The following is a 25,751-nucleotide window of genomic DNA, read 5'->3' as shown; positions in this document are numbered from 1 at the left end:
GACCATTCACCGGGCTTCTTCGGCTTGTTCATCAGCTATTTATGCATTTGAGCATTCTCAATGCCGCGCACCCAACATGCGGAAGCCATCTTAAAAGGTCAAGCCGTAGTTTTTTGCATAACCACGCAAAAAGGCTACGAAAAATCGTAGCCTTTTTAATCAGCATTGCAGTGAGCGATACTTATCTGCCACGCGCCTTGGAACCGCGGCTTTCGCCGCGCAGTTCAAAGGCGAGACGATCCAACACGGCATTAACAAGCTTTGGCTCATCTTCGGTGTAGAAGGCTTTGGCAATATCCACATATTCCGAAACGATCACGGCAGTCGGCACATCCTTGCGGGTTTGCAATTCCCATGCACCGGCACGCAGAATGGCGCGCAGTGTCGAGTCGAGACGCGATAGCGGCCAATCTTCGGTCAGCGCCTGATGAATCATCGGGTCCAGCTTTAACTGGCTATCGACAACGCCTGCAACAATGGCACGGAACCATTGTGGATCAGCGTCGAGATACTGCGTACCATCGACTTCCTTGCCAAGTCGGTGCGCTTCATATTCCGCCACGACTTCCATGACGCCTGTGCCGGCGACATCCATCTGGTAAAGCGCCTGTACGGCTGCAAGACGTGCAACGCCACGCTTATTTGCAGTGCGCGGAAGATTTGGTGCCGAACGGCCTTCAGAAGAAGAAGTCATCGTATCAGGCTCCGAATTTCTTACGCAGTTCAATCATGGTGAGCGCAGCACGAGCCGCAAAGCCACCCTTGTCCTTGTCTTCACGACGCGCACGCACCCAGGCCTGCTCATCATTCTCAACGGTCAGAATGCCGTTGCCGATAGCAAGACCTTCTTCCACGGACAGATCGGTCAGCGCACGGCAGGATTCATTGGCAACAATATCAAAATGATAGGTTTCACCGCGAATAACCGTGCCAAGAGCCACATAACCATCGTAATAAGTGCCGCCATTTTCCGCGCCATCAAGTGCGAAAGAAATGGTCGCAGGCACTTCCAGTGCACCAGGCACTGTCACAACGTCATAGGTCGCGCCAGCCGCATCAAGAGCAGCCTTCGCGCCGTCCAGAAGCGCGTCGGACAGTTCCTCATAAAAACGCGCTTCAACAATGAGCAAATGCGGCGCGTGCGCCTCGTGCTTCGACATGAGAGACTCCATGGCAGAAATCGCGGACCGCAACACCTGCGGTCAACGCTGAATTCGAAAAATGCTGTTATAGCTTTAGAATGTAGGCTCTAAGCTTATTTCTGATATTGCGCAAGCCTTGCTGCATATCGCGCGAGCTGATCAATCTCAATATTGATCCTGTCGCCCACCTTGCGGTCGCCCCAGGTGGTCACTCCCAGCGAATGACGAATGAGCAGAACATCAAACTCGTTGCCATTGACACCGTTGACCGTCAGCGAGGTGCCATCAAGCGCGACCGAGCCCTTCTGTGCAATAAATGGTGCAAGCTCTTCCGATGCGCGAAGGGTGAAGCGTACAGCATCGCCCTCTTCCTTGCGTTCAACAATTTCTGCCTGTCCATCAATATGGCCGGAAACCAGATGACCGCCCATTTCATCGCCAAGCTTGAGCGAGCGCTCAAGATTGATGCGGGTGCCACTTCCCCAAGTGGAAATCGTGGTCAGACGCAACGCTTCTTCCCATGCCTCGACTTCAAACCAGCGGGCATTTGTGCCTTTTTCCGGCAGCGCCACAACGGTCAGGCACACACCAGAGCAGGCAATTGACGCACCAAGCTCTATTGTCTCAGGGTCATAGGCTGTTTCAATACGCAGCAAAACGCCTTCATTCAAAGGCTTGATACGATCCACTTTACCGATATCGGTGACAATCCCAGTAAACATCACGTTTTCCTTACATACTCGATACAGGCATCGTCGCCGTATTGCGTTTCGCGCAAAATTGTAAATTCATCATCGATATGGGATTGCAGACCTGTAACGGCAACCCCATGCATCGCGCCGATTTCTACAGGTGAATGGAACAGGATAAGCCGGTCTACCAGCTCTTCTTTCAGAAAATTCCTGGCAACATTGGCCCCGCCTTCAACCAGCACGGAAGAAATTCCCTCTGCTGCAAGATCGTCCATCAGCTCCGGTAAAGCGATACGACCTTCATGACTTTCCGCTGCAACAATGCGGCATCCGGCTGCCTGCATCTCATAGCGCCTTTCCGGCGCAACGTTTTCGCAACACGAAAGCCACAATGGAACGGCTTCCGAACTGCGAACAAGCCTTGAATCGAGCGGTAATTTCAATCCGCTGTCCAATATGAGGCGAATGGGTGAGCGTTGTTCCAATCCCGGAAGACGGCAATTGAGGATGGGATCATCAGCGATTGCCGTATCAACCCCGATGAGAATCACATCGGTCTGTGAACGCAGAATATGTGACTGGGCACGTGCAATCGGACCGGTAATCGTGACCTGCCCCTCGCCTTTTTTTCCGATAAAGCCATCGGCAGAAAGTGCAAGTTTCAGAATCACTTCCGGGCGTTTTTTAGAAGATCGATTCAGATAACCCGCCAGATCATCCGCCGCCTTGACCGACAGAACGCCCGGCACCACTTCAATGCCTGCTTCGCGCAATATGGCAAAGCCTTTTCCGCTCACTCTTTCATCAGGATCCGTAGCCGCAACGACCACGCGCGCGACACCTGCGCGCACCAGCGCTTCCGCACATGGCGGCGTGCGGCCATGATGCGCGCAAGGTTCCAGTGTGACATAGGCTGTAGCGCCCCTTGCCGCTTCGCCTGCATCGGCCAGAGCCTGCGGCTCGGCATGAGGACGGCCACCAAGTGCCGTGATACCGCGTCCGACGATGATACCGTCCTTGACAATGATCGTACCGACTGACGGGTTTGTGCCGGTCAGCCCCTTGTTGCGGCGTGCAAGGCGGATCGTCGCCTCCATGAAGCGAACATCATCCGGCGTGACATTTGCATGCGGAAATTCCACTCGGCTCATCTTATGCGTCCGGATCGCCATCAGTTTCAGCTACAGTCAGTTCGTCGATGACATTGTGGAAATCAACAGCCTTGCTGAAATTGCGATAGACGGAAGCAAAGCGGATATAGGCGATATCATCGACACCCTTGAGCGCGTCCATTGCGAGACGTCCAATTTCATCTGATGTCACTTCCGCTTCACCCGAGCTTTCAAGCTGACGCACGATGCCAGAAATTGCACGCTCAACACGCTCTTCATCCACGTGGCGCTTACGCAGCGCTACATCGATGGAACGGGCAAGCTTCTCACGATCAAATGGCACCCTGCGACCGCTTTTCTTGACGACCATCAGCTCGCGGAGCTGCACGCGCTCAAATGTCGTAAATCGCCCACCACAGACCGAACACACACGACGCCTGCGAATAACAGCGCCGTCTTCCGCCGGGCGGGAATCCTTCACCTGCGTATCTTCAGACTGGCAATAGGGACAACGCATGGCACTCTTTCAACTGACTAAATGAAATGATTCCTGCAGATGATACCCCATCACGGCCATGCTGCCTAATACAGTCAAATACAAAAAAAGCCCCACTCAACAGGGTTGAGTGGGGCTTCATCAAAATTTGAACTCTTATCCCTGATAGCCGTACATCGGGAAGCGCTCGGTCAGAGAAACCACCTTTTCCTTAACCGCTGCTTCAACCTTTGCATTGCCTTCATCGGAATTTGCAACCTTAAGACCATCGAGCACTTCCGCAATCAGCGAGCCGATTTCCTTGAATTCAGCCTTACCGAAACCACGGGTCGTACCAGCGGGTGTACCAAGACGAATACCCGATGTTACGAATGGCTTTTCCGGGTCGAATGGAATGCCGTTCTTGTTACAGGTGACGTTGGCACGGCCAAGAGCGGCTTCTGCACGCTTGCCGGTTGCATTCTTTGGACGCAGATCAACCAGCATCAGATGGTTGTCCGTACCACCGGAAACAATGTCGAGACCGTGAGACTTCAGTTCGTCCGACAATGCGCGTGCATTATCGACGACGTTCTGAGCGTAGACCTTGAATTCCGGCTTGAGTGCTTCTGCAAATGCAACAGCCTTACCAGCGATCACGTGCATCAGCGGGCCACCCTGAAGGCCAGGGAAAACAGCTGTGTTGAACTTTTTCGCCAGATCAGGATCATTGGTGAGGATCATACCGCCACGTGGACCGCGAAGCGACTTGTGAGTCGTCGTCGTGCAAACATGCGCGTGTGGTACGGGTGATGGATGAACACCGGCAGCAACAAGACCTGCGATATGTGCCATATCAACCATCAAATATGCGCCAACTTCGTCAGCGATTTCGCGGAAGCGTTTCCAATCCCAGACGCGGGAATAGGCTGTACCACCAGCGAGAATGAGCTTTGGTTTGTGTTCGCGTGCGAGGCGAGCGATTTCTTCCATATCCAGAAGATGATCTTCCTTACGGACACCATAAGAAACAACGTTGAACCACTTGCCGGACATGTTGACTGGTGAACCATGGGTCAGATGGCCACCGGAATTGAGGTCGAGGCCCATGAACGTGTCGCCCGGCTGCAGAAGCGCCAGAAACACGGCCTGATTCATCTGGCTACCGGAATTTGGCTGCACGTTGGCGAACTCTGCACCAAACAGCTTCTTCGCACGTTCGATTGCCAGTTCTTCTACGACGTCAACATACTGGCAGCCGCCATAATAGCGCTTGCCCGGATAGCCTTCGGCATATTTGTTGGTGAGGATGGAGCCCTGCGCTTCAAGAACCGCGCGCGAAACAATGTTTTCAGAAGCGATCAACTCGATTTCATGACGCTGACGACCAAGTTCGTTGCGGATCGCACCAAAAATATCGGCATCGATTTCTTCAAGAGTTGCGTTGAAAAAAGCGGTATTGGCTTGAGACATGTTTCACACCCTCCGGGATAGCCGGTCACACCTATAAGAGATGAGGCGCAGTATCACACTTCGACAGGCAAGGCCAATGGCCGTGATGCGAAAAGCATGTTCCAAAATGCGGCATGACGTAGCTTACGGCCAACGCTGCAACAAAAAAGCCGCCCGAAACAGGTTCGGGCGGCTTTCTTAAACGTGAATGCAACTTAAGTATCGGTGCCAAGTGCCAACGCAGTCGCACCGTCCATCTTATAAATGTCGTCGCGGAACTGCACCACGCCATCGCCTGTCGACCATGCGGTGATGTAGACGAAGTGCAACGACACAGGATCGGTCAGCTGAATAGGCGTATTGACACCAGATGCAATCGTAGATTCGATGTTCTGGCGATCCCAGCCAGCCGTATTCTGCAACAGCCATACGTCAAGATCGCGGACATTCTGCACGCGGACACAGCCCGACGAATCGAAGCGCATGAGCTTGTTGAAATAGCTCTTCTGTGGCGTGTCATGCATATAAACGGCATATGGATTGGGGAAGTTAATCTTAGTCGAAGACATGGCATTGATCTTGCCTGGATCCTGACGAAACATCAGCTTCACGGCGTCATCAGTATTCCAATCCACAGTTTCCGGTGCAACTTCCTGACCCTGCGCATTGTAAAGACGAATCTTATTGTTCGCCAGATATTGCGGATTCTTCCGCATCAGCGGAATGATATCCTTCTGAATGATCGACTTTGGTGCCGTCCAATAAGGATTAAGAATAACTTCGTGGATTTTGGAATTCAGGATCGGTGTCTGACGGTCGATCTTGCCAACAATCGCTGTGTGGCGCTGCGCAACACTGCCATTTTCAACGGCTTCAATACGCGCTGCCGGAATATTGACCATCACGAAGCGCTGTTCGGTCTGGCTTGCACCCGCCATGCTCGACAGGCGCTGAAGATTGGTCTGCAACTGGCCGAGGCGCGTGTTGGCGTCCACATTCATCGCAGCATAGGTGAATTGGCCCATCACGCCATCGGCTGGCAGGCCATGACGCGACTGGAAGCGCTTGACCGCTGCATCGACATAGGTGTCATATGCGCTGGAAACGCCTGCTTCGCGCGGAAGGTCACCGGAAATAATAAGGCGCTGACGCAGAGCCTGCACCGAGGGATCCGTGACGCCAAGCTGTAGCTTTGCACTGCCCGGCACCTGCGGCCAGCCTCCCCGACCTGCAATATCTGCATATTGAGCGATGGCAGACTGAAGATCACCAACAGTCTGCGGGCTGATAACCGGCTGATTGGTGGCAACTTTCTGACCGCCCGTCGCACGCGCATCGAACTGGTCATCCCAGTTACCGCGACGCGGTGCGGCAAGAATTTCGTTTAAAGCCTGTTGTTGTGCGAAAGCAGCAGGAACCATGGCCGAAGCAGCCGCAGTCAGACCGGCAGTTGCTGCGCCACGCAAAAAGCTGCGGCGACTTGCATTCAAAGCATCGGTATTCTTGTCGGTTTTGGTCATGTTCTTTGTCCCAAGAAGCTAATCAGTTTAATCCGGACACGTGTATCCGAAAACAACCCCAGATAATGCGCTGTAAAGATCGGCTAGAGCAGTTCCTGTTTTGACTGAACCATTAAACATGCTCTATGTGTTTGTTTTCAGGCATTACCCCACGCAAAACCGCTTCGCACTTTTGCTGGAAATGCTCTAAAAGCGGTTTTTATGGCTTAATCATGTCGCAATGCCGGGAATTCAAGGCCGGTGCGACTTAAATAGCTCGCTATTATAAAGATCAACGAATGAACTCTACTGATTGTGACCGTTCTGCAACATGAACGCGCTTTGATCTCACAGGACTTATGCCCTGATCAGAGCCTGTAGGCGATGCTGTCGTTCCAAAAGCGATCAAGCCGCTGCAGAGAACGGTTCATAGCTGTAAACTCTTCAACCTGAATGCCGCCGACCTGCTCAATGGACGCAATGTGGCGCTGATAAAGCGACTGCACCTGGTCGGCAATTTCATTGCCCTTATCCGTCAGGCTAACCCGAACCGAGCGACGGTCGGTGCTTGAGCGCTCATGATGAATAAAGCCCATATCGACCAGTTTCTTCAGATTGTAGGAAACATTGGAACCGAGATAGTAGCCGCGCGAACGCAATTCACCGGCGGTGAGTTCAGAATTGCCGATGTTAAACAGGAGCAGCGCCTGCGTTGCATTGAGGTCGTTGCGGCCATTGCGATCAAATTCGTCCTTGATCACATCAAGCAGACGACGGTGCAGACGCTCAACCAATTGCAATGCTTCGAGATAAAGTGTGCGGAGAGCTGCTTCGGGATTCAAAAGCGGAGCAGATGCATCCATTCTATGTTGTGCATTGTTCATTTCTTTTGCCTCTCTGTCGGAGCAACCTTGCATGAGGCTGCTCTCTTCCTGTTGGTCCGGTGTATTTTCTCACCGTTCTTGAGAGGACTTTAGATGCGATGCATAAAATTCGAATTAAAAGTCAGCCTTAACAGTAGCTTACCAAGAGAAATGCAATTTCAGGCTTAACGTTGTGTTACTGATTGGCTCTTTCAGCTGATAAGGCCGATGCGGGATTGCTGTCTTTTTTCAAGGAAAAGCAGCACACGGAAAACAATATAAATAAGGATGCAGACAACGTTAAAGCCCACCGTCACAGGCCTGTATTCAAAGTCGCGTGCAAAAACTGAATAGATGGCGATTTCGCCAAATGCTGCGATAAACCACAAGACCGGCCCCCATGGCGCGCGCATCCACAGACCGGTCGCCGCGACTGGCAAGAGCAGCGCAAGTGCAACGGTCGCGGTCTGCCATTGCCATGGCATGAGATCGAAACGCCACAGCAAGCCCGGCTGAACCCCAATAAGTTTAATCCAATAATAAACGCCGCTCGCAAGAGCGACGAGTGCAATCATCCTTATAAACCACACAAAGGACCATTCGGTGCCGCTGATTTGTCTATGCTGGTGCAGTTCATCCTGGCGCATCAAAAGCTTAGTTCCCTCTCGCCAAGATTAGCAAAATACGCATTGACCATTTCCGGCTTTACTTCATCGATTGAAGCCGGCTTCCAGACTGGCGCGCCATCCTTATCGATCAGCACAGCACGCACACCCTCATAAAAATCATGCTCAGCCAGCATACGCGATGCAATGCGGTATTCCATGCGCATGCAATCATCAAGTTTCAGCGCTCGACCATCAGCAATCTGGCGGAATGTGACAGCCACACTGGTTGGCGAACGTGTGGCAATGACGTTGAGAATATCCGTTGCAGGTTTACTGCCTGCGGCTGCGGCTTTTTCCAAAGCGTTGAGGCATTCGGCAAGCGTTGCGTGTTCAAAACTCTCCGCAATGATTTTGCGGGTTTCGGGCGTGGTCTCAAAATCCGGGTACTGCACACGCGCCAAAGCTGCATCGACATCGGCTTTGGCAATGAGATCGTCGCGAAGGTCTTCGAGATCACTGGCAGCCACCGCATGGGTCGCGATACCGCTTTGCAGGCAGTCGCCCCAGCGAATGCGGTTGCCGGTGAGCGCAAGATAATAGCCAAAATTGTCATGAAGATGCGGCAGGAAGGCACTTCCACCCACATCCGGGAAGAAACCAATGCCGGTTTCAGGCATTGCAAAAAGCGTGTTTTCCGTCACGATCCGGTGCGAACCATGAACCGAAATACCAGCGCCACCACCCATCACAATGCCATTAAGCAGCGAGATATACGGCTTTGGAAAACGTCCGATGCGGGCATTCAGTCGATACTCATCACGGAAAAAGTCAAAGGCGGGTGTGCCTTCGCGTCCTGCTTTATAGGCTGCAACAACGTCGCCGCCTGCACAGAAGGCGCGGCCTTCGCCTTCGATAATAACGCAGGCGACATCCGGGTCTGTTGCCCAGGCCTGCAAAGCGCGGTCGAGGGCGAGAATCATTTTATGCGTCAGAGCATTGAGCGCGGATGTGCGCGTCAGTTTCACCAGCCCCGCTTTTCCCTTGCGCTCAAAGCTGATTTCACTGCCACCACCGAAATCGATTTGCATCATGTCTCTCCCCTATGACCAAAGCGACTCCCGTCATGACTGAATCGCTGAAACCACTTTAACCATTCTTTCTTACGCAAAACCGCTACAACCTGCGCAAAGCCGCTACGCACTTTTGCTGGAAATGATTTTTCACTCACGCATTATCCGACGCAAAACCGCTACGCACTTTTGCTGGAAATGCTTTAATGGGTAGAAAGTGAAACGCCCCGCGTCAATCCTGCACAGGCCATTGTGCTTGGTTTAGCCACTTTTCCCGTGATAAACCGTGCCCATCTGATAACAAGCTTCCGAACCGTTAGATTCCCAAGCTTTCTTCTCTCGGGAACATGTATATGACTGATCGTTTGTCCAACATTTCTTCTGCCAACATTTCTGCTCACGTCGATGATGTGACGCAAAGTCGTCGTCTGCGCCGAATGCGCAAGGCTGACTGGTCGCGCAGACTGGTGCAGGAAACACATCTGACGGTCGATGATCTGGTCCTGCCATTTTTCCTGACTTGCGGAACCAATGTCCGCGAACCAGTGGACGCGATGCCGGGACTTGAACGCTATTCAGTGGATATGGCTGTACGCATGGCCGAGAAAGCCGCCAAGCTCGGTATTCCGGCGATTGCCCCTTTCCCGCGCGAAAAAGCGGAAGTCAAAACAGAAGATGGTGCTTTCGTCGCAAGCCCCGACAATCTGATCAATAGCGCCGTGCGTGCGATCAAAAAAGAAGTACCGGAAATCGGCATCATTACCGATGCAGCACTCGATCCGTTCACAACGCATGGCCATGACGGTGTGTTGCGGGATGGTGAGATCATCAATGATGAATCGGTTGCAATGATCGTTCGCGGCGCGCTTGCCCAGGCCGAAGCCGGTGCCGATATTATCGCACCGTCCGATATGATGGACGGACGGATCGGCGCTATTCGTCAGGCGCTGGATGCCCATGGCTTCCACCATGTGCCCATCATGTCCTATGCAACAAAATTCGCATCCGCCTTCTATGGACCATACCGCGATGCAATCGGGACCGCCGGTCTGCTGAAAGGCGACAAGAAGACCTATTATATTGATCCTGCAAACCCTGACGAAGCGGTGCGCGAGGCTGAACAGGATGTGGCTGAAGGCGCAGACATGCTGATGGTCAAGCCTGGAATGCCTTATCTCGACATCATCCATCGCCTCAAGAGCACATTCCGCCTGCCGACTTATGCCTATCAGGTATCAGGCGAATATTCGATGATCAAAGCGGCCGGCATGAATGGCTGGATTGACGAAGAAAAAGTTATCATGGAAAGCCTGCTGGCATTCAAACGCGCAGGCTGTGATGGCATTCTGACCTATTTTGCACTTGATGTTGCCGAAAAGCTGAACAGTCAGCGCTGACAGGTCGAAATATTATTTCCTTGAAATAGCCAGCTTCGTACACCACCTTGAAACTGTTCCGCATTGGGCGGAACAGCGGACGGCTGTTCCCGGACGTGTCTTTACAAGGACTGGAAGGAAAAATGTCCGACAATATTCTGCACGGCGAAATCATGGGCCCGCGTTTTGAAAGCCGCGCTTTTTTTGAAGGCGTGCGCACACGCCGCATTATGGCTTTTCTGATCGACTATCTCATTGTCTTTCTTTTATGCATTCCGGCTGCAATCGTGATTTTCGTTCTGGGCATCATAACGCTTTCACTGGGGTGGGCGCTTTATGCGTTCATGTTCCCGATCGTCGCGCTGCTATATGTATCGCGCACGCTGGGCGGACCTCAGCAGGCCACAAAGGGCATGCAGATGATGAACATCAAACTGGTGCGCCTTGAGGGCGGGAGCGTCGATCCAATGCTTGCAGTGGTTCACACGGTTCTTTTCTGGGGTTTAAATGTCGTTCTTACACCACTGATCCTGCTCGCGACACTGGTGATTGACCGTAAGCGCACCGTGCATGACCTGTTGCTTGGAACTGCAGTTATCCGTTCGGATCGTTAATCATCAAAAAAATTCAGGGTCGGCTGCACAAAATGTCTATTGACGTTTTGGACAGCCGGCTCAATCTTTAAAGCAGAATAGATGGTTCGGCATTGCCGTTTCGTGGATATTGGATGACCCATCAACCGCAACAGTCTCCGCAGTTTTTCTTAACGGCTCCATCGCCCTGCCCCTATCTTGACGGCCAGATGGAGCGGAAGGTCTTCACACATCTTGTGGGTGATAAGGCCAACGAAATCAATGACCTGCTGACACAGGGTGGTTTTCGCCGCTCACAGAATATTGCTTATCGCCCAGCCTGCGAGCTTTGCCGCGCCTGTGTTTCGGTGCGCATTCTGACGGGCGAATTCGAAATGAACCGCAGTATGCGCCGGGTCTGGAATCAGAATCGTGATCTGATTGGTCGCCAGCACAACGCCCAACCAAGCACAGAGCAATATGCCCTTTTCCGTGACTACCTGGATGCCCGTCACCATTCAGGTGGCATGTCCGATATGACGGTACTCGATTATGCGATGATGGTCGAAGACACCCATGTCAACACGCAGATTATCGAATACCGCAGACGCGGGCCGGACAGTTTTATCAGTGCCAAGGGCGATGGAGAGCTGATCGCGGTAGCGCTCACTGACGTGATGGCGGATGGCCTGTCGATGGTCTATTCCTTTTTCACGCCGCATATGCATGAGCGTTCGCTCGGAACTTTCATGATCCTCGATCATATCCAGCGTGCACGCACGGCTGGCCTTCCCTACGTCTATCTTGGCTATTGGGTCGAGGGATCGCGCAAGATGCAATATAAGACGCGCTTCAGGCCGCAAGAGCATCTTAGCCCACGCGGCTGGCAGAAATTTGAGGGTTAGAAACAATAAGGGCGGCACAGGCCGCCTTTATTTTAAAACTTGCCCGAACGCGGGAAACCCTTTGGAACAAGACGCCCTGCGGAAGCGCGCGCTGCAATCCACTCAACAAGTTCTTCCTTGCTGCGATTGAAAGTACGATCTGCCGAATCCTGCCATGACAGGCCATCAGCGATTGCGAAAGTGCGGACATCGGACACGCCGCCATCCTTATATTTCTGCAAACGAACGCCCTTGCCGCGTGTCATTTCCGGGATTTCCGAAAGCGGGAAGACAACCATCTTCCGGTTCTCGCCCACGACGGCAATGTGATCACCCGAAATGCGCTGGCAAAGCTTGGCTTCATCCGGCGCCTTCACATTCATCACCTGCTTACCCTTGCGGGTATTGGCGACCGCTTCATTCTCAGACACGATGAAGCCATTGCCTTCATGTGATACGAGCAAAAGCTTGGCTTGCGGATCATGGACAAAGGCGGTCAGGATATCCTGATCATTTTCCATATCAACGAGGATGCGGATCGGTTCGCCATGGCCGCGACCGCCCGGAAGCGTGTTCGCACCAATGGTGAAGAATTTGCCACCTGTCGTGAAGAACAGAAGCTTGTCCGTCGTTTCCGCATGGAATGCGAGCTTGAGTTTATCGCCTTCCTTAAACGAGAGCGTCGAGAAATCGGCCATATGGCCCTTCATCGCGCGCAACCAGCCCTTTTCAGACACGACTATTGTGACTGGCTCACGCTCAATCATCGCTTGATGAATGTCTTCAAGATCATGTGTCGGCGCTTCAGCAAAGGTGCTGCGACGCTTGCCCAGTTTGGTTGCCGGTCCAAATTTCTCGCGGACGGCTTTGATCTCAGCGCTGATCTTTTTCCACTGGCGTGTGCCCGAAGCCAGCAGGCCTTCAATATCCGTCTTCTCAGCGGTCAGACCGTCGAATTCTTTGCGGATTTCAAATTCTTCAAGCTTGCGCAAAGAGCGCAAGCGCATATTGAGGATCGCTTCGGCCTGATTATCCGTCAACTCAAAGGTTCGGATCAGCTCCTGCTTCGGTTCATCCTCCTCACGGATGATGCGGATAACTTCATCAAGATTGAGATAAGCAATCAACAAACCGCCAAGGATTTCCAGTCGCTTCTCAATTTCTGCCAGACGATATTCAGAGCGGCGAACCAGCACTTCCTTGCGGTGTTCAAGCCATTCCCTGAGCACGCCGCCCAGTGACAGAACATTCGGCACCTTACCATGCGAAAGCACGTTCATGTTGAGCGAAACGCGGTTCTCAAGCTCGGTCAGCTTGAACAGCGATTCCATCAGCAACTCAGGATCAACCGTGCGGTTCTTCGGTTCAAGAACAATGCGGATATCTTCCGCAGACTCATCGCGAATATCGTCGAGCAGCGGCAACTTCTTGGCCAGAAGCAATTCCGCAATCTTCTCGATCAGGCGCGACTTCTGAACCTGATATGGAATCTCAGTGACAACAATCACCCAGGTTCCGCGATTGCCTTCTTCCTTCTCCCAGCGTGCGCGTGCGCGGAAAGAACCACGCCCGGTGCGATAGGCTTCGACAATATTGGCATGATCTTCGACCAGAATACCGCCGGTTGGGAAATCGGGACCCCGCACCTTGCACTTCAAAAGGGCCGCAGGATCGCTTTCCGCTTCCTTCTTCAACTCTTCCCATTGTTGAGGTGACGTGATCAGTTCCTCAACACTCGCGTCGGGATGATTGATGAGATACAGCGCCGATGAGCAAAGCTCCGCCACATTATGCGGCGGAATATTGGTGGCCATGCCGACCGCAATACCGGCCGAGCCATTGGCCAGCAGGTTCGGGAATGCGCCCGGAAGGACGATGGGTTCCTCGTCCTCTTCATTATAGGTCGGGCGGAAATCGATGGCATTTTCATTGATGCCTTCAAGCAGCAATGTTGCCACTTCGGTCATACGCGCTTCAGTATAGCGCATGGCCGCCGCATTATCGCCGTCGATATTGCCGAAATTGCCCTGCCCGTCCACGAGCGGATAACGCACGGCAAAATCCTGTGCCAGACGTACAAGCGCATCGTAAATCGAGGCGTCGCCATGGGGGTGGAATTTACCCATCACGTCGCCAACGATACGCGCGCATTTCGCATAGGCCTGATCGGGATTGAGGCGCAGCAGACGCATTGCATGCATGATGCGGCGATGCACCGGCTTCAGGCCATCGCGCACATCCGGCAGCGCACGATGCATGATCGTGGACAGCGCATAAGCGAGATAGCGCTCCTCGAGAGCTGACTTAAGATCAACCCGTTCGATGTGTTCTTCGCCGTCACCCGGCGGAATCAGACTTTTACCCATGCCTATCCGTACCAATTGCGCGATTCGTCAGCAAGTAGAGATGAGAACCAATCCAGTACATTCGTCGTAAATATGCCGTCATTGATCTCCTATAAAGAAAATGTAGTGATTTTCTCCACAGCTATCATTGGATGAACAAATCGGGCTGTTTTTCCATTTGTAAAAGCTTATGTAGGCATTTGAATTTTTACCCAATAATCAGGAGCCAATAAATGCAGGTTTTCGTTCTTAGCAAGCAGGCCGCGCGCGTCTTCGCGGCAAGTACGGCACTCTCGCTCGTTCTTGGCAGCGCAGCAATGGCTGCTGATGCGAATGCAGTCGCTGAACGCATCAAGGCACTCTACACAAAGCAGGGTGGCGCGTTAAGCTTTACCAATGTCAAAGCAGATGGCTCTGACATTGTGCTTGAAGGGACCAAGATCAAGCTTGCAACGGTTTCCGACAAGGAAATGGCTGTTGGCGACGTTACGCTTGAAAATGTACAGGACGCCGCAGACGGCGGATACAGCATTGAAAAAGTCACTGTTCCTGACATGGACATCCCTGCTGGCGAAGCAAACAAAAATGACAAGGTTTCCATCAAAGGCATCTCGATGGAAAACGTCTCGATTCCATCCGAAAAGGCTGAAGGTGCACTCAACCAGATCCTTTTCTACGACAAGATGAAAATCGATGAAATGGCATTCGGAACACCAGGTGAAGATGGGGCAACCGTCGAAGGCCTCGAAGTTTCGCTGAATGCAGCCGACCGTTCCGAAAAAATCGATTATGCGCTGAACATTGCCAGTGTAAATGCGAACTTCAAAGATGATGAAAAGAACCCGCTGGCGCCCCTCGACATGACCGCCTTCAATGGCTCGGTCGCATCGAAAGGTACATGGTCGCCGAAGTCTGGTGATGCATCCCTTGATCAGTTTGAAATCAATGCAACGGATTTAGGCAAAATTGACATTACCGGTGCACTTGCTGGCTATGATATTGCCTTCCTCGAAGCTGTTCAGAAAACCCAGCAGAACATGACCAATGCAGATGCCGATAAGGATGCTGCCGGTCTGGCGATTCTCGGCCTTGCTGAACAGCTCAGCCTCAAGAACCTGACAATCCGCTTTGACAATAAAACTCTCACCCAGAAGCTGCTCGACTATTATGGCAAGCAGCAGGGCGCTGACGGCAAAGCGCTTGGTGAACAGCTTAAAATGATGGTGCCGCTGATGGCAACACAGCTCAAGAATCCAGAGTTTGCCCAGCAGCTGAAGACTGCGGCTGAAAAGTATTTTGACGATCCAAAATCGCTGACAATCAGCGCATCTCCAGATCAGTCGGTCAGCTTTGCATCCATCGTTGCGACAGCGTCACTTGATCCGACGAAGATTATCCCGCTTCTCAAAATCGGCGTAGAAGCCAACAACTGATCATAGACAAATTGGTTCAACGAAAACCGGTGAGCGCTGCTCACCGGTTTTTTTTAACGCCCTAAATAAAAAGCCCGGTCTCGCGACCGGGCTTTTTATTTCAAACTGAGAAGATCAGCTTTTCTGGATTGGTGCTAAGCGAATATGCAGATCGCGCAGCTGTGCTGGCGAGACATCCGAAGGCGCGTTCATCAGAAGATCAAGCGCCTGCTGGTTCATCGGGAACAGCGAGATTTCGCGGAGATTCTTTGCACCAACGAGCAGCATGATCACGCGATCGATACCGGCTGCCATACCGCCATGTGGCGGTGCGCCATACTGGAACGCGCGGTAAAGACCACCGAAACGTTCTTCCACGTCCTGCTGGCTGAGACCAACCTTCTCGAACGCCTTGACCATAACATCCGGCAACTGGTTACGGATCGAACCGGAAGCGATTTCAAAGCCGTTACAGACCAGATCGTACTGATAAGCCTTGAGCGACAGCGGGTCCTGCGTTTCCAGCGCTTCCATGCCACCCTGCGGCATCGAGAACGGGTTGTGTGCGAAGTCGAGCTTCTTGTTGTCTTCGTCCCATTCGTAGAACGGGAAGTCGATAATCCAGGCCAGTTCGAAACGATCACGATCAACGAGGTTGAGTTCTTCACCGGCACGCGTGCGGGCGTCGCCTGCAAATTTGTAGAACTTCGATGGCTGACCGGCTACGAAGAAGCAGGCATCGCCGTCGCCAAGGCCAAGCTGCTCACGAAGAGCTTCGGTGCGTTCTTCACCAATGTTCTTGGCAATCGGGCCTGCGCCTTCAAGCTTGTCACCTTCCTTGCGCCAGAAGATGTAGCCAAGACCCGGCTGACCTTCGCCCTGCGCCCATGAATTCATGCGGTCACAGAATGCGCGGCTACCGCCGGTCTTTGCCGGAATCGCCCAGACTTCAACCTTGGGATCGTTCGCGATCATGTTTGCGAAGACCTTAAAGCCGGAACCAGCGAAATGCTCGGTCACTGCCTGCATTTCAATCGGGTTGCGCAGATCAGGCTTGTCCGAACCATAAGTGCGGATCGCATCGTCATAAGGGATGCGGCGGAACTGCTGCGTGACAGGCTTGCCTTCTGCAAACTCTTCAAAGATGCCGCGCATGACAGGTTCCATCGTTTCCCAGATTTCTTCCTGGGTTACGAAGCTCATTTCGAGGTCGAGCTGATAGAATTCGCCCGGCAGACGGTCTGCACGCGGATCTTCATCACGGAAGCAAGGTGCAATCTGGAAGTAGCGGTCGAAACCGGCAACCATCAGAAGCTGCTTGTACTGCTGCGGAGCCTGCGGCAGCGCGTAGAACTTGCCTTCATGGATACGGCTTGGCACGAGGAAGTCGCGCGCGCCTTCCGGTGAGGAAGCCGTCAGGATTGGCGTTGAAAACTCATTGAAGCCGATTTCGGTCATGCGGCGACGCATCGCGCTAATGATCTTCGTGCGGCTCATAATGTTCTTGTGCAGCGTCTCGCGGCGCAGATCAAGGAAGCGGTACTTGAGGCGGATATCTTCCGGGTAATCCGGCTCGCCAAACACTGGCAGCGGCAGTTCTTTGGCCGCGGCCAGAACCTCAATCTCGGTGGCGAAGATTTCAACATCGCCTGTTGGCAGGTTGGCGTTCACGGCATCGCCTGCGCGGGCCTTCACTTCACCATCGACGCGAATAACCCATTCGCCGCGAACGGTCTCAGCAACCTTGAACGCGGGCGAATCAGGATCGGCCACGATCTGCGTGATGCCATAATGGTCACGAAGATCGATGAAGAGAATGCCGCCATGGTCACGGACGCGGTGAACCCAGCCGGACAGACGGACATTGGAACCCACATCCGATTTGCGAAGGGCTGCGCAGGTATGGCTGCGATAACGGTGCATGATTTCTGCCTTTTGGAACTTTATAAATCTTGTGCATGCAAAGCGCTGCAATTTGGGCGGAAAAGCGCATTTTGATCACGCTTTGTCAAGCCGACAGTGTCTGTGTTAAACCAGCTTGACAGAATATGTCGACAAAAATCACTATTTCCGAGATGTTCCATCGATATATCATTCTTCCGGCGCGCCAGACGGCCTGCGCGTCATTTCTGTTTTAACGGGCATCTTATCCGAAAATCGCTTCACAGTTTTGGGGATGCGCTCTAAAAGAAAAACATGCAGCTCATCACGACCACAGAGGCCCTTGAAGAGGCCGTATCCGCCCTAGCCAAATCCGACTTTGTGACAGTCGATACCGAATTCATTCGGGAAACGACTTTCTGGCCGGAGCTCTGTCTTATTCAGATGGCTTCTCCCGATCACACCGCACTGGTCGATGCCTTGGCGCCGGGGCTGGACCTTGCGCCATTCTTTCGTCTGATGGCGGACCAAAAGGTGGTCAAGGTTTTCCACGCAGCGCGTCAGGACATTGAAATTGTCTTCCATTTGGGCGACCTGATCCCCTCGCCGATTTTCGACAGTCAGGTGGCCGCGATGGTTTGCGGCTTTGGCGACGCTATTTCCTATGATGCTCTGGTGCAGAAAGTCACCGGAAAACATATCGACAAATCATCACGCTTTACCGACTGGCGCCGCCGTCCACTGTCTGAAAAGCAACTCGATTATGCGCTGGCTGATGTTACCTATCTGCGCGACATCTATCTTTATCTCAAAGCAGAATTGGAAAAAGAAGGGCGCTGCGAGTGGGTCAATGAGGAAATGGCCGTGCTGAGCGCGCGCGAAACCTATGATCTGCACCCGGATGATGCATGGAAGCGCGTGAAAACCCGGATGCGCAAGCCAATCGAGCTTGCGATCGTACAATCGGTTGCGGCATGGCGCGAACGCGAAGCACGCGAACGCAACGTTCCACGTGGCCGCGTTATCAAGGACGACACGATTGCTGAAATCGCCCAGCAGCAGCCAAAAGATGCGGAAGCGCTTGGACGTCTGCGTTCGATCCCAAAAGGCTGGGAACGTTCGGCTCAGGCGGCAGGTTTGGTAAACGCCATTCAGGCTGCACTGGCTATTCCAAAAGAAGACCTGCCAAAGTTGCCGAAACAATCGCATTCACCTGAAGGCAGCGCGGCCGCAGCAGATATTCTTAAGGTCCTGCTCAAGCTTGTGACCGAAGAACACGGTGTGGCAGCCAAGATCGTCGCAAACTCCGACGATATCGACAAGATCGCCGCCGAAGGCGAAAAAGCCAATGTTCCAGCCCTTCAAGGCTGGCGCCGTGAAGTTTTTGGTCAGAAAGCGCTTGATCTGATTGATGGCAAGATTGGTATCAAGTTCGAAAACCGGCGTATTCAAGCGGTTGACCTGAACTAAATCAAAAGGCCGGCAGAGAAAACTCCTGCCGGCCTTTTCATGGATAACTTCTGATACGTTTAATGATGCTCGTTTGCGTCAATCGCGCTGTCACCGACGGCGAAGTAAAGGTTTTTTTCCGTCAGTTTTGCAAGCTGTTGCAACCGCCCCTCTGGACGATCCGAAATAAGATCAGCCAGATCGCCAGGCACGACCAGCGCAATGCCATTTTCTTCTTCACGCCAATAAAGACGTGGGATCACGCCCGGCATGGATGCGGAAAGCAGATAGATAACGCGCAGCAAAGCCCCCAGAAGCTTTGCTCGCTCGCGCAGGCGCGGTGTGGCAAGCTGGAGAATCTCCGGCGCAATCTCGTCTTCAACCAATCCTTCATGGCGATAGTAATTGGCGATTGCCATATAAGAACGGCCCGGATGATCGATACCGCCGAATGAGCCATGCGCAATAATGTTGAGCGCCTGCGAGCCGCGATAATCAGGATGCGCGCGCCAGCTGATGTCAGCCACCAGACAGGCTGCCTGTCTGTAACGGCCTTCATCTTCGGTTTCATCAAACCCAAGCACCGGCAAGGAAAGCGTTGTCCATGTTGCAAGCTCCCGGGCGTGGCGCGGTGAACGCGAACGCAGGATCGCCAACTCTTCCGCTGATGCCAGAAGCGGATCAAGCCGCTGCTCGTTTTTAGGCAACAGTGAATAAAGATAGCCTTCACGCACACCCAGCGCCGAGAACACAATCTTGGATGGCTTCATGCGACGGATGGTTTCAAGCAAAACCGTAGCGCCATAGCCAAGCAACTGACGGCGGTTTTTCGACACCGCTTCAATGCCGCGCATTGTGTCGATATTGCCTTTGGCAACACGTGTGAGAAAGCTTTTGGCTTCCACAGGGTCCATCTCATAGCCATGCATGACATGCAGCGGATAATGCTTGGCCGTCATGTGCAGCTTGGCGAGGTTTCGCCAAGTACCGCCAACAGCATAAAAGACTTGCCCCTGATGCTCTTCAAGAAGGGTTGCACGCGCCAATTCCGTACGGGCAATCTTCGCCGCTTCCGGCAGTTGCTCGTTGGACATATCCTGCAAGCGCAGACCGCCCAATGGAAGGGTAATGCCCTCCCCGACCTCATGGTCATTGACGGCAACCAGCTCCAGGCTACCACCGCCAAGGTCGCCGGTTACGCCTTGCGGTTTGTAAAAACCTGAAATGATACCCAAAGCGGAGTAGTAAGCTTCTTCTTTGCCGGACAGCACTTCAATGTGCCGTCCAAGAATAGCCTCGGCCTGAGAAATGAAATCGGGGCCGTTTTTTGCTTCGCGTGCAGCGGCAGTTGCCAGCGCATGAATGGAGATCGCCCCCGCCTGTTCGGCCAGAACGCGAAAACGCTTCAATGCGCGCAGCGCGATATCGACAGATTTCTCATTGAGTTTCCCGGTCTTGGCCAGTCCTTTGCCAAGACCGCAGAGAAGCTTTTCGTTGAAAAGCACTGTCGGAGACCGGACAATGCCTTCATAAACGACAACACGGATCGAGTTGGAACCGATATCGATAACCGCAACGGGTTTAAGACCCTTCAATCGGCCTTGTGCGACTGCTGGACTCATGAAGTCGTGTTTCTTTCCGCCTGCACACGCTTACGATGCGCAATGAGACGGGGGGCAGATGACTTCAGCGACTTTCCGCGACCCGACAAGCTCGGATTTGTCATGAAATATTCCTGCGCGTTGAAAGCTTCTTCTCCATCCTCTTTTTCTATCCGGCGAGAGGTACCATCCGCAAGTAGCTGATAGCTCTGTTGATTATCAATTATGTTGGCAAACATGATTTGAGACAGGATTTGCTGGTGCACTGTGGCATTGGTGATCGGCACCAGTGTCTCGACGCGACGGTCTAGATTACGCGGCATCATGTCGGCGGAACCGATATAGACGATCGCCTTGTCGGAAGGCAGATCATGGCCGTTTCCGAAGCAGAAAATGCGGCTATGCTCGAGAAAACGCCCGACAATCGACTTGGCGCGAATGTTGTCCGAAAGGCCCGGAACGCCTGGCCGCAGACAGCAGATGCCACGCACGACAAGGTCCACATGCACACCAGCCTGGCTGGCCTTGTAAAGTGCATCAATAATCTGTGGATCAACGAGCGAGTTCATCTTCATCCAGATGGCCGCCGGCTTCCCGGCCTTCGCATTGGCGATCTCGTCATCAATATGCTTCAAGATTCGCGCGCGCAATGTCAGTGGTGAAATCGCAATTTTCATTTCTTCAGCAGGCTGCGCATAGCCGGTGATGAAGTTAAAGATATGAGCCACGTCACGCGCAATGTCGGCATCGGACGTGAAGAAAGACAGGTCGGTGTAAATGCGCGCCGTAATCGGATGATAATTGCCCGTGCCAAGGTGAACATAGGAGCGCAGTTTCTGGTCTTCACGGCGGACGACCAATGACATCTTTGCGTGCGTTTTGAGTTCGATAAAGCCAAACACCACCTGAACGCCTGCGCGCTCCAGATCGCGCGCCCAGCGGATATTTGCTTCTTCGTCAAAACGCGCCTTGAGCTCAACAAGGGCTGTCACCGACTTGCCAGCTTCTGCCGCATCAACCAGCGCGCGCACGATTGGGCTATCGTTGGAGGTACGGTACAATGTCTGCTTGATTGCCAGCACATCCGGGTCAGCCGCAGCCTGACGCAGGAACTGCACCACGACGTCAAATGATTCATAGGGATGGTGAACCACGATATCCTTTTCACGAATCGCGGCAAAGCAATCGCCGCCATGTTCGCGGATACGTTCAGGGAAACGCGGATTATAGGAAACAAATTTGAGATCATCGCGCGGAATCGAAACAACTTCCGAAATCATGTTGAGTGCTAAAAGACCTTCGAGAACACTGATACGGTTTTCCGAGACGCCAAGTTCTGTCGCCACAAAAATCCGAAGTGCCTCAGGCATTTCTCCATCAAACTCAATGCGGATAACCTGACCGCGGCGGCGGCGTTTCAACGCTGTTTCAAAAAGACGAACCAGATCTTCGGCTTCTTCTTCCACTTCAATATCGCTGTCGCGAATGATGCGGAAAGTGCCTGCGCCACGCACTTCATAACCGGGGAACAGGCGACCGATAAACAGGCTGACCGCATCTTCAATTGTGATGAAGCGGAAAGCATTCTGTTGTTCTGGCGGAAGCTGAATGAAGCGCTTCAAGGCGACCGGAATACGCAAGAGGGCTGTCATTGGATGGCCATCGAGACGGCGCGCGAGTTGCAACGCGATCGAAAAGCCAAGGTTTGGAATGAACGGGAACGGATGCGCCGGATCAATTGAAAGCGGTGTCAGAACCGGGAAAATCGTTTCCAGGAAGTGGCTTTCCAGCCATTCCTTTTCTGTGTTCGACAAAGCCGATGGACGCACGATCTCGATATTCTCTTTTTCAAGTTCTTCACGCAGCGTGCGCAAACACGCTTGCTGCCCCTCCTGCAAGCGACCGACCTCTTCCAGAACGAAATCAAGCTGCTCCTGTGGCGTGCGACCATCCGCACTGCGCAAGGCAACGCCTGCACGCACCTGCGCGGCAAGGCCCGCGATGCGCACCATGAAAAACTCATCAAGATTTGCCGCTGAGATCGACAGAAAACGCAAACGTTCCAGCAAGGGCTGGCGGATGTTGGCCGCTTCTTCCAGCACACGGCGATTGAACTGCAACCACGAAAACTCACGATTAACGAAGCGTTCAGGGCTTTGCATCAGCTCGGCTGTCTTGTCACTGTTCAAAGCTTCGTGAGCATTCTGAGCAATGACGGACTTCTGGCCCATGGAATGGCCATTTTCCAAAGGAGCTGGCAAATTATCGGTCTGAGTTGCCACAACGCTGTTTTCGTTCATTTTTCCTATCCCGGTTACTACCGGCATATCCCGGCGCGACGATAAGCCTATGGCTGTCATATGACAGTTTGATAGCAAACCGCTTGAAATGTCCCCAGAATTGATGAAAACGCTTTCAGAAACAAGCCGTACACGGTAAATGCTAAAAAAATAGCTATCCTGAATTGGGTATCGCGATCCACAAGCTCCGGAGCCTATCATGTCCGATCACATCATCCCGCACTTCCAGAACGACGCTGGTCACAATTCTATAGAAATCGGCGTGAAGGAATTCATGTGCGTCGGCGCAAACCCACCTTTTGATCATCCGCACGTCTTTCTGGACATGGGCGACGAAAGTGAAGTCGTCTGCCCATATTGCTCGACGCTGTACCGCTACAATGCACAGCTTCATGCTGACGAGACCGTGCCTGCCGGCTGTGTTTACGAAGCACCCGCAGACAAAGCTGCCTGAATATAGCAAGCGGCATGCGTGCCGCTGATATGATGAGCAGCTTGAGCAAACGCCACATATTGATTGCAGGGGCCGGAGTTGCCGGTCTGAGTGCCGCGCTGGAATGTGCGGCGCGGGGCTGGAGTGTTGAACTGTTTGAGAAAGCGCAAGCCTTGTCGGAAGTCGGCGCAGGCTTGCAGCTCGCCCCCAATGCGATGCGTCACCTTGAACGCCTTGGCGTTGCAGATCGCCTCTGCTCGCAAGCTGTTACGCCCCAAGCACTCTACCTTATGGATGGACGCAAGGCTCGCCCCCTGCTCGCAATGCAGTTGGGTGATGAGGCATTACAACGGTGGCACCATCCTTATGTTGTCTGCCATCGCGCTGATTTGCAATCAGCTCTGTTAAATGCCTGCACCGACCATCCAAATATTGAAATCAATCTCGGCTCGGAAATTATCGAACATAAGGCTGATAACAACGGCATCTCTGCAACAGTCAGACGTGGTGCAGCAGAGGAAAAAATCGCAGCCAGCTATCTGATCGCCTGTGACGGCGTCTGGTCTGCGCAACGCGCGAAGGCCGGATATAATAAAGCGCGTTTCAGCGGTCACATTGCCTGGCGCACAACACTTGCAACTGACGCGCTACCCGCAAGCTTTAAGGCAGCAGTCCCGGAACAAAAGGCTGTTTCTGCGTGGCTTGGCAACAAAGCGCACTTCATTGCCTATCCGGTAAAGGGCGGAGACTTCTTCAACTTTGTCGCCATTACGACTGGCGATAATCCCGGCGAAGTTTGGTCAAAGACGGGTGATGTTTCGCGGCTAAGATCAATTTACGCAGATTGGAGTGCACCGGTTCGTGATATTCTGGCTGCACAAACGCAATGGACTTATTGGCCACTTTTTGAAATGGCTGAAGCGCTGTTTGTCGGCCCAGACAGAACGATTTTCCTTGGCGATGCCTCACACGCTGTTACGCCCTTTGCTGCGCAGGGGGCTGCCATGGCAATTGAAGATGCGGCAGCACTTGCCGAGGCACTGGATGACCGGGAGCCACAATCAGCGCTAAAGCGGTTTGATTCTGTTCGAAAAGCGCGGATTGCTGCCGTTGGCAAACGCGGTCAGATGAATCGGTTTGCCTACCACGCAACAGGTATCTTTGCGCTCGGACGCAACATGCTTTTTGCCACGCGCAGCGCTGATGCCTTTCTCAAAGATCTGGACTGGCTTTATGGCTATGATGCCGTTCAGGCTGTGCGCGGTTGATTAAAAAGCAACGCAGAAGATCCTTTTACAAAGCCCAGTTTTTCATAAAAGGGCACCAGACAATCAGGGCAATAGAGTTCAAAGCTGCTCACCCCGCGTAGCTTCTCGTGGTTCAGTAGACGTTGAACAAGCATTTTCCCAAGCCCCTGCCCGCGTGTTTGCTCGGCCACGATGACATCAAAAATCATCGCCTTGAATGTGAAATCGGTCAAAACGCGTGCGAAACCAATGATTTCATCATTCTGATCACGACAAAACAATGTGAGATCGCAGTGTTTGAGCATCTTTATGACATCTTCAAACGAACGCGCTGCAGTCCACCACTCTTTCCTGTAAAAAGAATAAAACTCCCGATGCGCCTCGGGAGGCAGATATTCGCTCCAATGAAAGTCTGTCATCTTCACCTCATAAACCCCGGCATACCAAGGCAACCATAATCCCGATAACAAAACACCCGCCGTTATCAGCGGCGGGTGTTGTTATGAAACAATTCGTTTGGTCAGTGTAGAATCTGACTGAGGAACAGCTTGGTGCGTTCATGCTGCGGATTGTCGAAGAACTCGGCAGGTGAATTCTGCTCAACGATCTGGCCCTGATCCATGAAAATCACGCGGTTTGCAACCTGCCGCGCAAAGCCCATTTCATGCGTGACGCAAATCATGGTCATGCCTTCATCGGCAAGGCTCACCATTGTATCGAGCACTTCCTTGACCATTTCCGGATCAAGTGCAGAAGTCGGCTCATCGAACAGCATGACTTTCGGGTTCATACACAGTGCGCGGGCAATGGCCACACGCTGCTGCTGACCGCCCGAAAGCTGGCCCGGATATTTGTTGGCTTGTTCCGGAATCTTCACGCGCTGCAAATAATGCATGGCGATTTCTTCCGCCTGCTTCTTTGGCATTTTGCGAACCCAGATTGGTGCCAATGTGCAGTTTTCCAGAATGGTCAGATGCGGGAAGAGGTTGAAATGCTGGAAGACCATACCGACTTCACGGCGCACTTCGTCAATCTTCTTGAGATCATTGGTGAGCTCAATGCCATCGACAATGATCTGACCCTTCTGGTGCTCTTCCAGACGGTTGATGCAGCGGATCATGGTCGATTTGCCGGAACCCGAAGGACCGGCAACGACGATGCGTTCGCCACGCATCACTTTCAGATTGATGTCACGCAGCACGTGGAATTCACCATACCACTTGTGCATGTTCTTGATCTCGATCGCCACTTCAGTCTTTGAGACTTCCAGTTTTGAACGGTCAATTTCGACACCGAGCTCGGATTGCGGGAGGGCGCTTTGTGCACTCATTTTCATTA

At 52.8% G+C, this 25,751-nt stretch carries 23 protein-coding genes; 7 read left to right on the top strand and 16 right to left on the bottom strand.

The window, feature by feature from the left end:
- Window positions 1-181: 181 nt before the first annotated feature.
- The 10 genes from nusB to OPR82_RS04985 form a co-directional block, all read right to left on the bottom strand.
- Complete coding sequence (gene nusB, locus OPR82_RS05030; protein WP_265983384.1) at window positions 182-694, bottom strand: transcription antitermination factor NusB; 513 nt, start codon at window positions 692-694, stop codon at window positions 182-184.
- A 4-nt stretch (window positions 695-698) separates the two neighbouring features.
- On the bottom strand, window positions 699-1,160 hold the full coding sequence (locus OPR82_RS05025) for a 6,7-dimethyl-8-ribityllumazine synthase (RefSeq protein ID WP_265983383.1): 462 nt from the start codon (window positions 1,158-1,160) through the stop codon (window positions 699-701).
- A 95-nt stretch (window positions 1,161-1,255) separates the two neighbouring features.
- Entirely contained in the window at window positions 1,256-1,864 is a 609-nt protein-coding gene (locus tag OPR82_RS05020) for a riboflavin synthase (protein ID WP_265983382.1), read from the bottom strand.
- A complete protein-coding gene (ribD, locus tag OPR82_RS05015) occupies window positions 1,864-2,985 on the bottom strand; it encodes a bifunctional diaminohydroxyphosphoribosylaminopyrimidine deaminase/5-amino-6-(5-phosphoribosylamino)uracil reductase RibD (RefSeq protein WP_265983381.1) in 1,122 nt (373 codons plus the stop codon). The genes OPR82_RS05020 and ribD overlap by 1 nt, the downstream gene beginning before the upstream one ends.
- A 1-nt stretch (window position 2,986) precedes the next feature.
- Window positions 2,987-3,463: a transcriptional regulator NrdR gene (gene nrdR / locus OPR82_RS05010; protein ID WP_265983380.1), complete on the bottom strand. Its 477-nt coding sequence runs from the start codon at window positions 3,461-3,463 to the stop codon at window positions 2,987-2,989.
- A gap of 135 nt (window positions 3,464-3,598) precedes the next feature.
- The gene (gene glyA / locus OPR82_RS05005) at window positions 3,599-4,894 is read right to left on the bottom strand and encodes a serine hydroxymethyltransferase (RefSeq protein ID WP_265983379.1); all 1,296 of its coding nucleotides are present in this window, start codon (window positions 4,892-4,894) and stop codon (window positions 3,599-3,601) included.
- A 194-nt stretch (window positions 4,895-5,088) separates the two neighbouring features.
- On the bottom strand, window positions 5,089-6,393 hold the full coding sequence (locus tag OPR82_RS05000) for a L,D-transpeptidase family protein (RefSeq protein ID WP_265983378.1): 1,305 nt from the start codon (window positions 6,391-6,393) through the stop codon (window positions 5,089-5,091).
- A gap of 347 nt (window positions 6,394-6,740) precedes the next feature.
- Window positions 6,741-7,256, bottom strand: coding sequence for a transcriptional regulator LdtR (gene ldtR / locus OPR82_RS04995; RefSeq protein WP_265983377.1), 516 nt, complete (start codon window positions 7,254-7,256; stop codon window positions 6,741-6,743).
- 191 nt (window positions 7,257-7,447) lie between these two features.
- Window positions 7,448-7,882 carry a DUF6163 family protein gene (locus OPR82_RS04990; protein WP_265983376.1) on the bottom strand — a complete coding sequence of 145 codons (435 nt, stop codon included), beginning with the start codon at window positions 7,880-7,882 and terminating at the stop codon, window positions 7,448-7,450.
- Window positions 7,882-8,931, bottom strand: a complete 1,050-nt coding sequence (locus tag OPR82_RS04985) for an enoyl-CoA hydratase/isomerase family protein (protein WP_265983872.1) — start codon at window positions 8,929-8,931, stop codon at window positions 7,882-7,884. Before OPR82_RS04985 ends, OPR82_RS04990 begins: the two co-directional genes overlap by 1 nt.
- Before the next feature lie 335 nt (window positions 8,932-9,266).
- On the opposite strand from OPR82_RS04985, the gene hemB reads away from it, so the two are divergent.
- From hemB to OPR82_RS04970, 3 genes are all read left to right on the top strand, one after another.
- On the top strand, window positions 9,267-10,310 hold the full coding sequence (gene hemB, locus OPR82_RS04980) for a porphobilinogen synthase (RefSeq protein ID WP_265983375.1): 1,044 nt from the start codon (window positions 9,267-9,269) through the stop codon (window positions 10,308-10,310).
- A gap of 122 nt (window positions 10,311-10,432) precedes the next feature.
- A complete protein-coding gene (locus tag OPR82_RS04975; RefSeq protein WP_265983374.1) occupies window positions 10,433-10,903 on the top strand; it encodes an RDD family protein in 471 nt (156 codons plus the stop codon).
- Window positions 10,904-11,016: 113 nt separating this feature from the next.
- Window positions 11,017-11,766 (top strand): arginyltransferase, encoded by a 750-nt coding sequence (locus tag OPR82_RS04970; protein WP_265983373.1) that lies wholly within the window; start codon window positions 11,017-11,019, stop codon window positions 11,764-11,766.
- Window positions 11,767-11,798: 32 nt separating this feature from the next.
- Here OPR82_RS04970 and OPR82_RS04965 read toward each other — a convergent pair whose 3' ends face one another.
- Complete coding sequence (locus tag OPR82_RS04965) at window positions 11,799-14,111, bottom strand: DNA topoisomerase IV subunit A (protein WP_265983372.1); 2,313 nt, start codon at window positions 14,109-14,111, stop codon at window positions 11,799-11,801.
- Window positions 14,112-14,323: 212 nt separating this feature from the next.
- On the opposite strand from OPR82_RS04965, the gene OPR82_RS04960 reads away from it, so the two are divergent.
- Window positions 14,324-15,523 carry a hypothetical protein gene (locus tag OPR82_RS04960; protein WP_265983371.1) on the top strand — a complete coding sequence of 400 codons (1,200 nt, stop codon included), beginning with the start codon at window positions 14,324-14,326 and terminating at the stop codon, window positions 15,521-15,523.
- A gap of 114 nt (window positions 15,524-15,637) precedes the next feature.
- Here the strand turns inward: OPR82_RS04960 and aspS are convergent, their stop codons facing one another.
- On the bottom strand, window positions 15,638-17,425 hold the full coding sequence (gene aspS / locus OPR82_RS04955) for an aspartate--tRNA ligase (protein WP_265983370.1): 1,788 nt from the start codon (window positions 17,423-17,425) through the stop codon (window positions 15,638-15,640).
- A gap of 273 nt (window positions 17,426-17,698) precedes the next feature.
- On the opposite strand from aspS, the gene rnd reads away from it, so the two are divergent.
- The gene (gene rnd / locus OPR82_RS04950; protein ID WP_265983369.1) at window positions 17,699-18,853 is read left to right on the top strand and encodes a ribonuclease D; all 1,155 of its coding nucleotides are present in this window, start codon (window positions 17,699-17,701) and stop codon (window positions 18,851-18,853) included.
- A 59-nt stretch (window positions 18,854-18,912) separates the two neighbouring features.
- On the opposite strand, the gene ppx is transcribed toward rnd, so the two are convergent.
- Both ppx and OPR82_RS04940 read right to left on the bottom strand, forming a co-directional pair.
- Window positions 18,913-20,454: an exopolyphosphatase gene (gene ppx, locus OPR82_RS04945; protein WP_265983368.1), complete on the bottom strand. Its 1,542-nt coding sequence runs from the start codon at window positions 20,452-20,454 to the stop codon at window positions 18,913-18,915.
- The gene (locus tag OPR82_RS04940; protein ID WP_396996963.1) at window positions 20,451-22,664 is read right to left on the bottom strand and encodes an RNA degradosome polyphosphate kinase; all 2,214 of its coding nucleotides are present in this window, start codon (window positions 22,662-22,664) and stop codon (window positions 20,451-20,453) included. The genes ppx and OPR82_RS04940 overlap by 4 nt, the downstream gene beginning before the upstream one ends.
- A gap of 268 nt (window positions 22,665-22,932) precedes the next feature.
- Between OPR82_RS04940 and OPR82_RS04935 the strand changes: the two genes are divergently transcribed.
- On the top strand, window positions 22,933-23,187 hold the full coding sequence (locus OPR82_RS04935; RefSeq protein WP_265983366.1) for a zinc-finger domain-containing protein: 255 nt from the start codon (window positions 22,933-22,935) through the stop codon (window positions 23,185-23,187).
- Window positions 23,188-23,246: 59 nt separating this feature from the next.
- Window positions 23,247-24,434, top strand: coding sequence for an FAD-binding protein (locus OPR82_RS04930; RefSeq protein WP_396996961.1), 1,188 nt, complete (start codon window positions 23,247-23,249; stop codon window positions 24,432-24,434).
- Here the strand turns inward: OPR82_RS04930 and OPR82_RS04925 are convergent.
- Window positions 24,416-24,832: a GNAT family N-acetyltransferase gene (locus OPR82_RS04925; protein ID WP_265983365.1), complete on the bottom strand. Its 417-nt coding sequence runs from the start codon at window positions 24,830-24,832 to the stop codon at window positions 24,416-24,418. The genes OPR82_RS04930 and OPR82_RS04925 overlap by 19 nt on opposite strands.
- Window positions 24,833-24,933: 101 nt before the next feature.
- Window positions 24,934-25,743, bottom strand: a complete 810-nt coding sequence (locus OPR82_RS04920) for an amino acid ABC transporter ATP-binding protein (RefSeq protein WP_265983364.1) — start codon at window positions 25,741-25,743, stop codon at window positions 24,934-24,936.
- Window positions 25,744-25,751: the final 8 nt, after the last annotated feature.

The sequence above is a fragment of the Ochrobactrum chromiisoli genome (assembly GCF_026241335.1).
GTDB lineage: Bacteria > Pseudomonadota > Alphaproteobacteria > Rhizobiales > Rhizobiaceae > Brucella > Brucella chromiisoli.
The sequence above is the reverse complement of the archived record's forward strand: the minus strand, read 5'-3'. Positions and strand labels throughout refer to the sequence as shown.

Excerpts from the sequence above, each read along its gene's own strand:
- nusB (WP_265983384.1), bottom strand. The coding sequence starts at position 694 with ATGACTTCTTCTTCTGAAGGCCGTTCGGCACCAAATCTTCCGCGCACT.
- OPR82_RS05025 (WP_265983383.1), bottom strand. The coding sequence starts at position 1,160 with ATGTCGAAGCACGAGGCGCACGCGCCGCATTTGCTCATTGTTGAAGCG.
- OPR82_RS05020 (WP_265983382.1), bottom strand. The coding sequence starts at position 1,864 with ATGTTTACTGGGATTGTCACCGATATCGGTAAAGTGGATCGTATCAAG.
- ribD (WP_265983381.1), bottom strand. The coding sequence starts at position 2,985 with ATGAGCCGAGTGGAATTTCCGCATGCAAATGTCACGCCGGATGATGTT.
- nrdR (WP_265983380.1), bottom strand. The coding sequence starts at position 3,463 with ATGCGTTGTCCCTATTGCCAGTCTGAAGATACGCAGGTGAAGGATTCC.
- glyA (WP_265983379.1), bottom strand. The coding sequence starts at position 4,894 with ATGTCTCAAGCCAATACCGCTTTTTTCAACGCAACTCTTGAAGAAATC.
- OPR82_RS05000 (WP_265983378.1), bottom strand. The coding sequence starts at position 6,393 with ATGACCAAAACCGACAAGAATACCGATGCTTTGAATGCAAGTCGCCGC.
- ldtR (WP_265983377.1), bottom strand. The coding sequence starts at position 7,256 with ATGAACAATGCACAACATAGAATGGATGCATCTGCTCCGCTTTTGAAT.
- OPR82_RS04990 (WP_265983376.1), bottom strand. The coding sequence starts at position 7,882 with ATGCGCCAGGATGAACTGCACCAGCATAGACAAATCAGCGGCACCGAA.
- OPR82_RS04985 (WP_265983872.1), bottom strand. The coding sequence starts at position 8,931 with ATGCAAATCGATTTCGGTGGTGGCAGTGAAATCAGCTTTGAGCGCAAG.
- hemB (WP_265983375.1), top strand. The coding sequence starts at position 9,267 with ATGACTGATCGTTTGTCCAACATTTCTTCTGCCAACATTTCTGCTCAC.
- OPR82_RS04975 (WP_265983374.1), top strand. The coding sequence starts at position 10,433 with ATGTCCGACAATATTCTGCACGGCGAAATCATGGGCCCGCGTTTTGAA.
- OPR82_RS04970 (WP_265983373.1), top strand. The coding sequence starts at position 11,017 with ATGACCCATCAACCGCAACAGTCTCCGCAGTTTTTCTTAACGGCTCCA.
- OPR82_RS04965 (WP_265983372.1), bottom strand. The coding sequence starts at position 14,111 with ATGGGTAAAAGTCTGATTCCGCCGGGTGACGGCGAAGAACACATCGAA.
- OPR82_RS04960 (WP_265983371.1), top strand. The coding sequence starts at position 14,324 with ATGCAGGTTTTCGTTCTTAGCAAGCAGGCCGCGCGCGTCTTCGCGGCA.
- aspS (WP_265983370.1), bottom strand. The coding sequence starts at position 17,425 with ATGCACCGTTATCGCAGCCATACCTGCGCAGCCCTTCGCAAATCGGAT.
- rnd (WP_265983369.1), top strand. The coding sequence starts at position 17,699 with ATGCAGCTCATCACGACCACAGAGGCCCTTGAAGAGGCCGTATCCGCC.
- ppx (WP_265983368.1), bottom strand. The coding sequence starts at position 20,454 with ATGAGTCCAGCAGTCGCACAAGGCCGATTGAAGGGTCTTAAACCCGTT.
- OPR82_RS04940 (WP_396996963.1), bottom strand. The coding sequence starts at position 22,664 with ATGGGCCAGAAGTCCGTCATTGCTCAGAATGCTCACGAAGCTTTGAAC.
- OPR82_RS04935 (WP_265983366.1), top strand. The coding sequence starts at position 22,933 with ATGTCCGATCACATCATCCCGCACTTCCAGAACGACGCTGGTCACAAT.
- OPR82_RS04925 (WP_265983365.1), bottom strand. The coding sequence starts at position 24,832 with ATGACAGACTTTCATTGGAGCGAATATCTGCCTCCCGAGGCGCATCGG.
- OPR82_RS04920 (WP_265983364.1), bottom strand. The coding sequence starts at position 25,743 with ATGAGTGCACAAAGCGCCCTCCCGCAATCCGAGCTCGGTGTCGAAATT.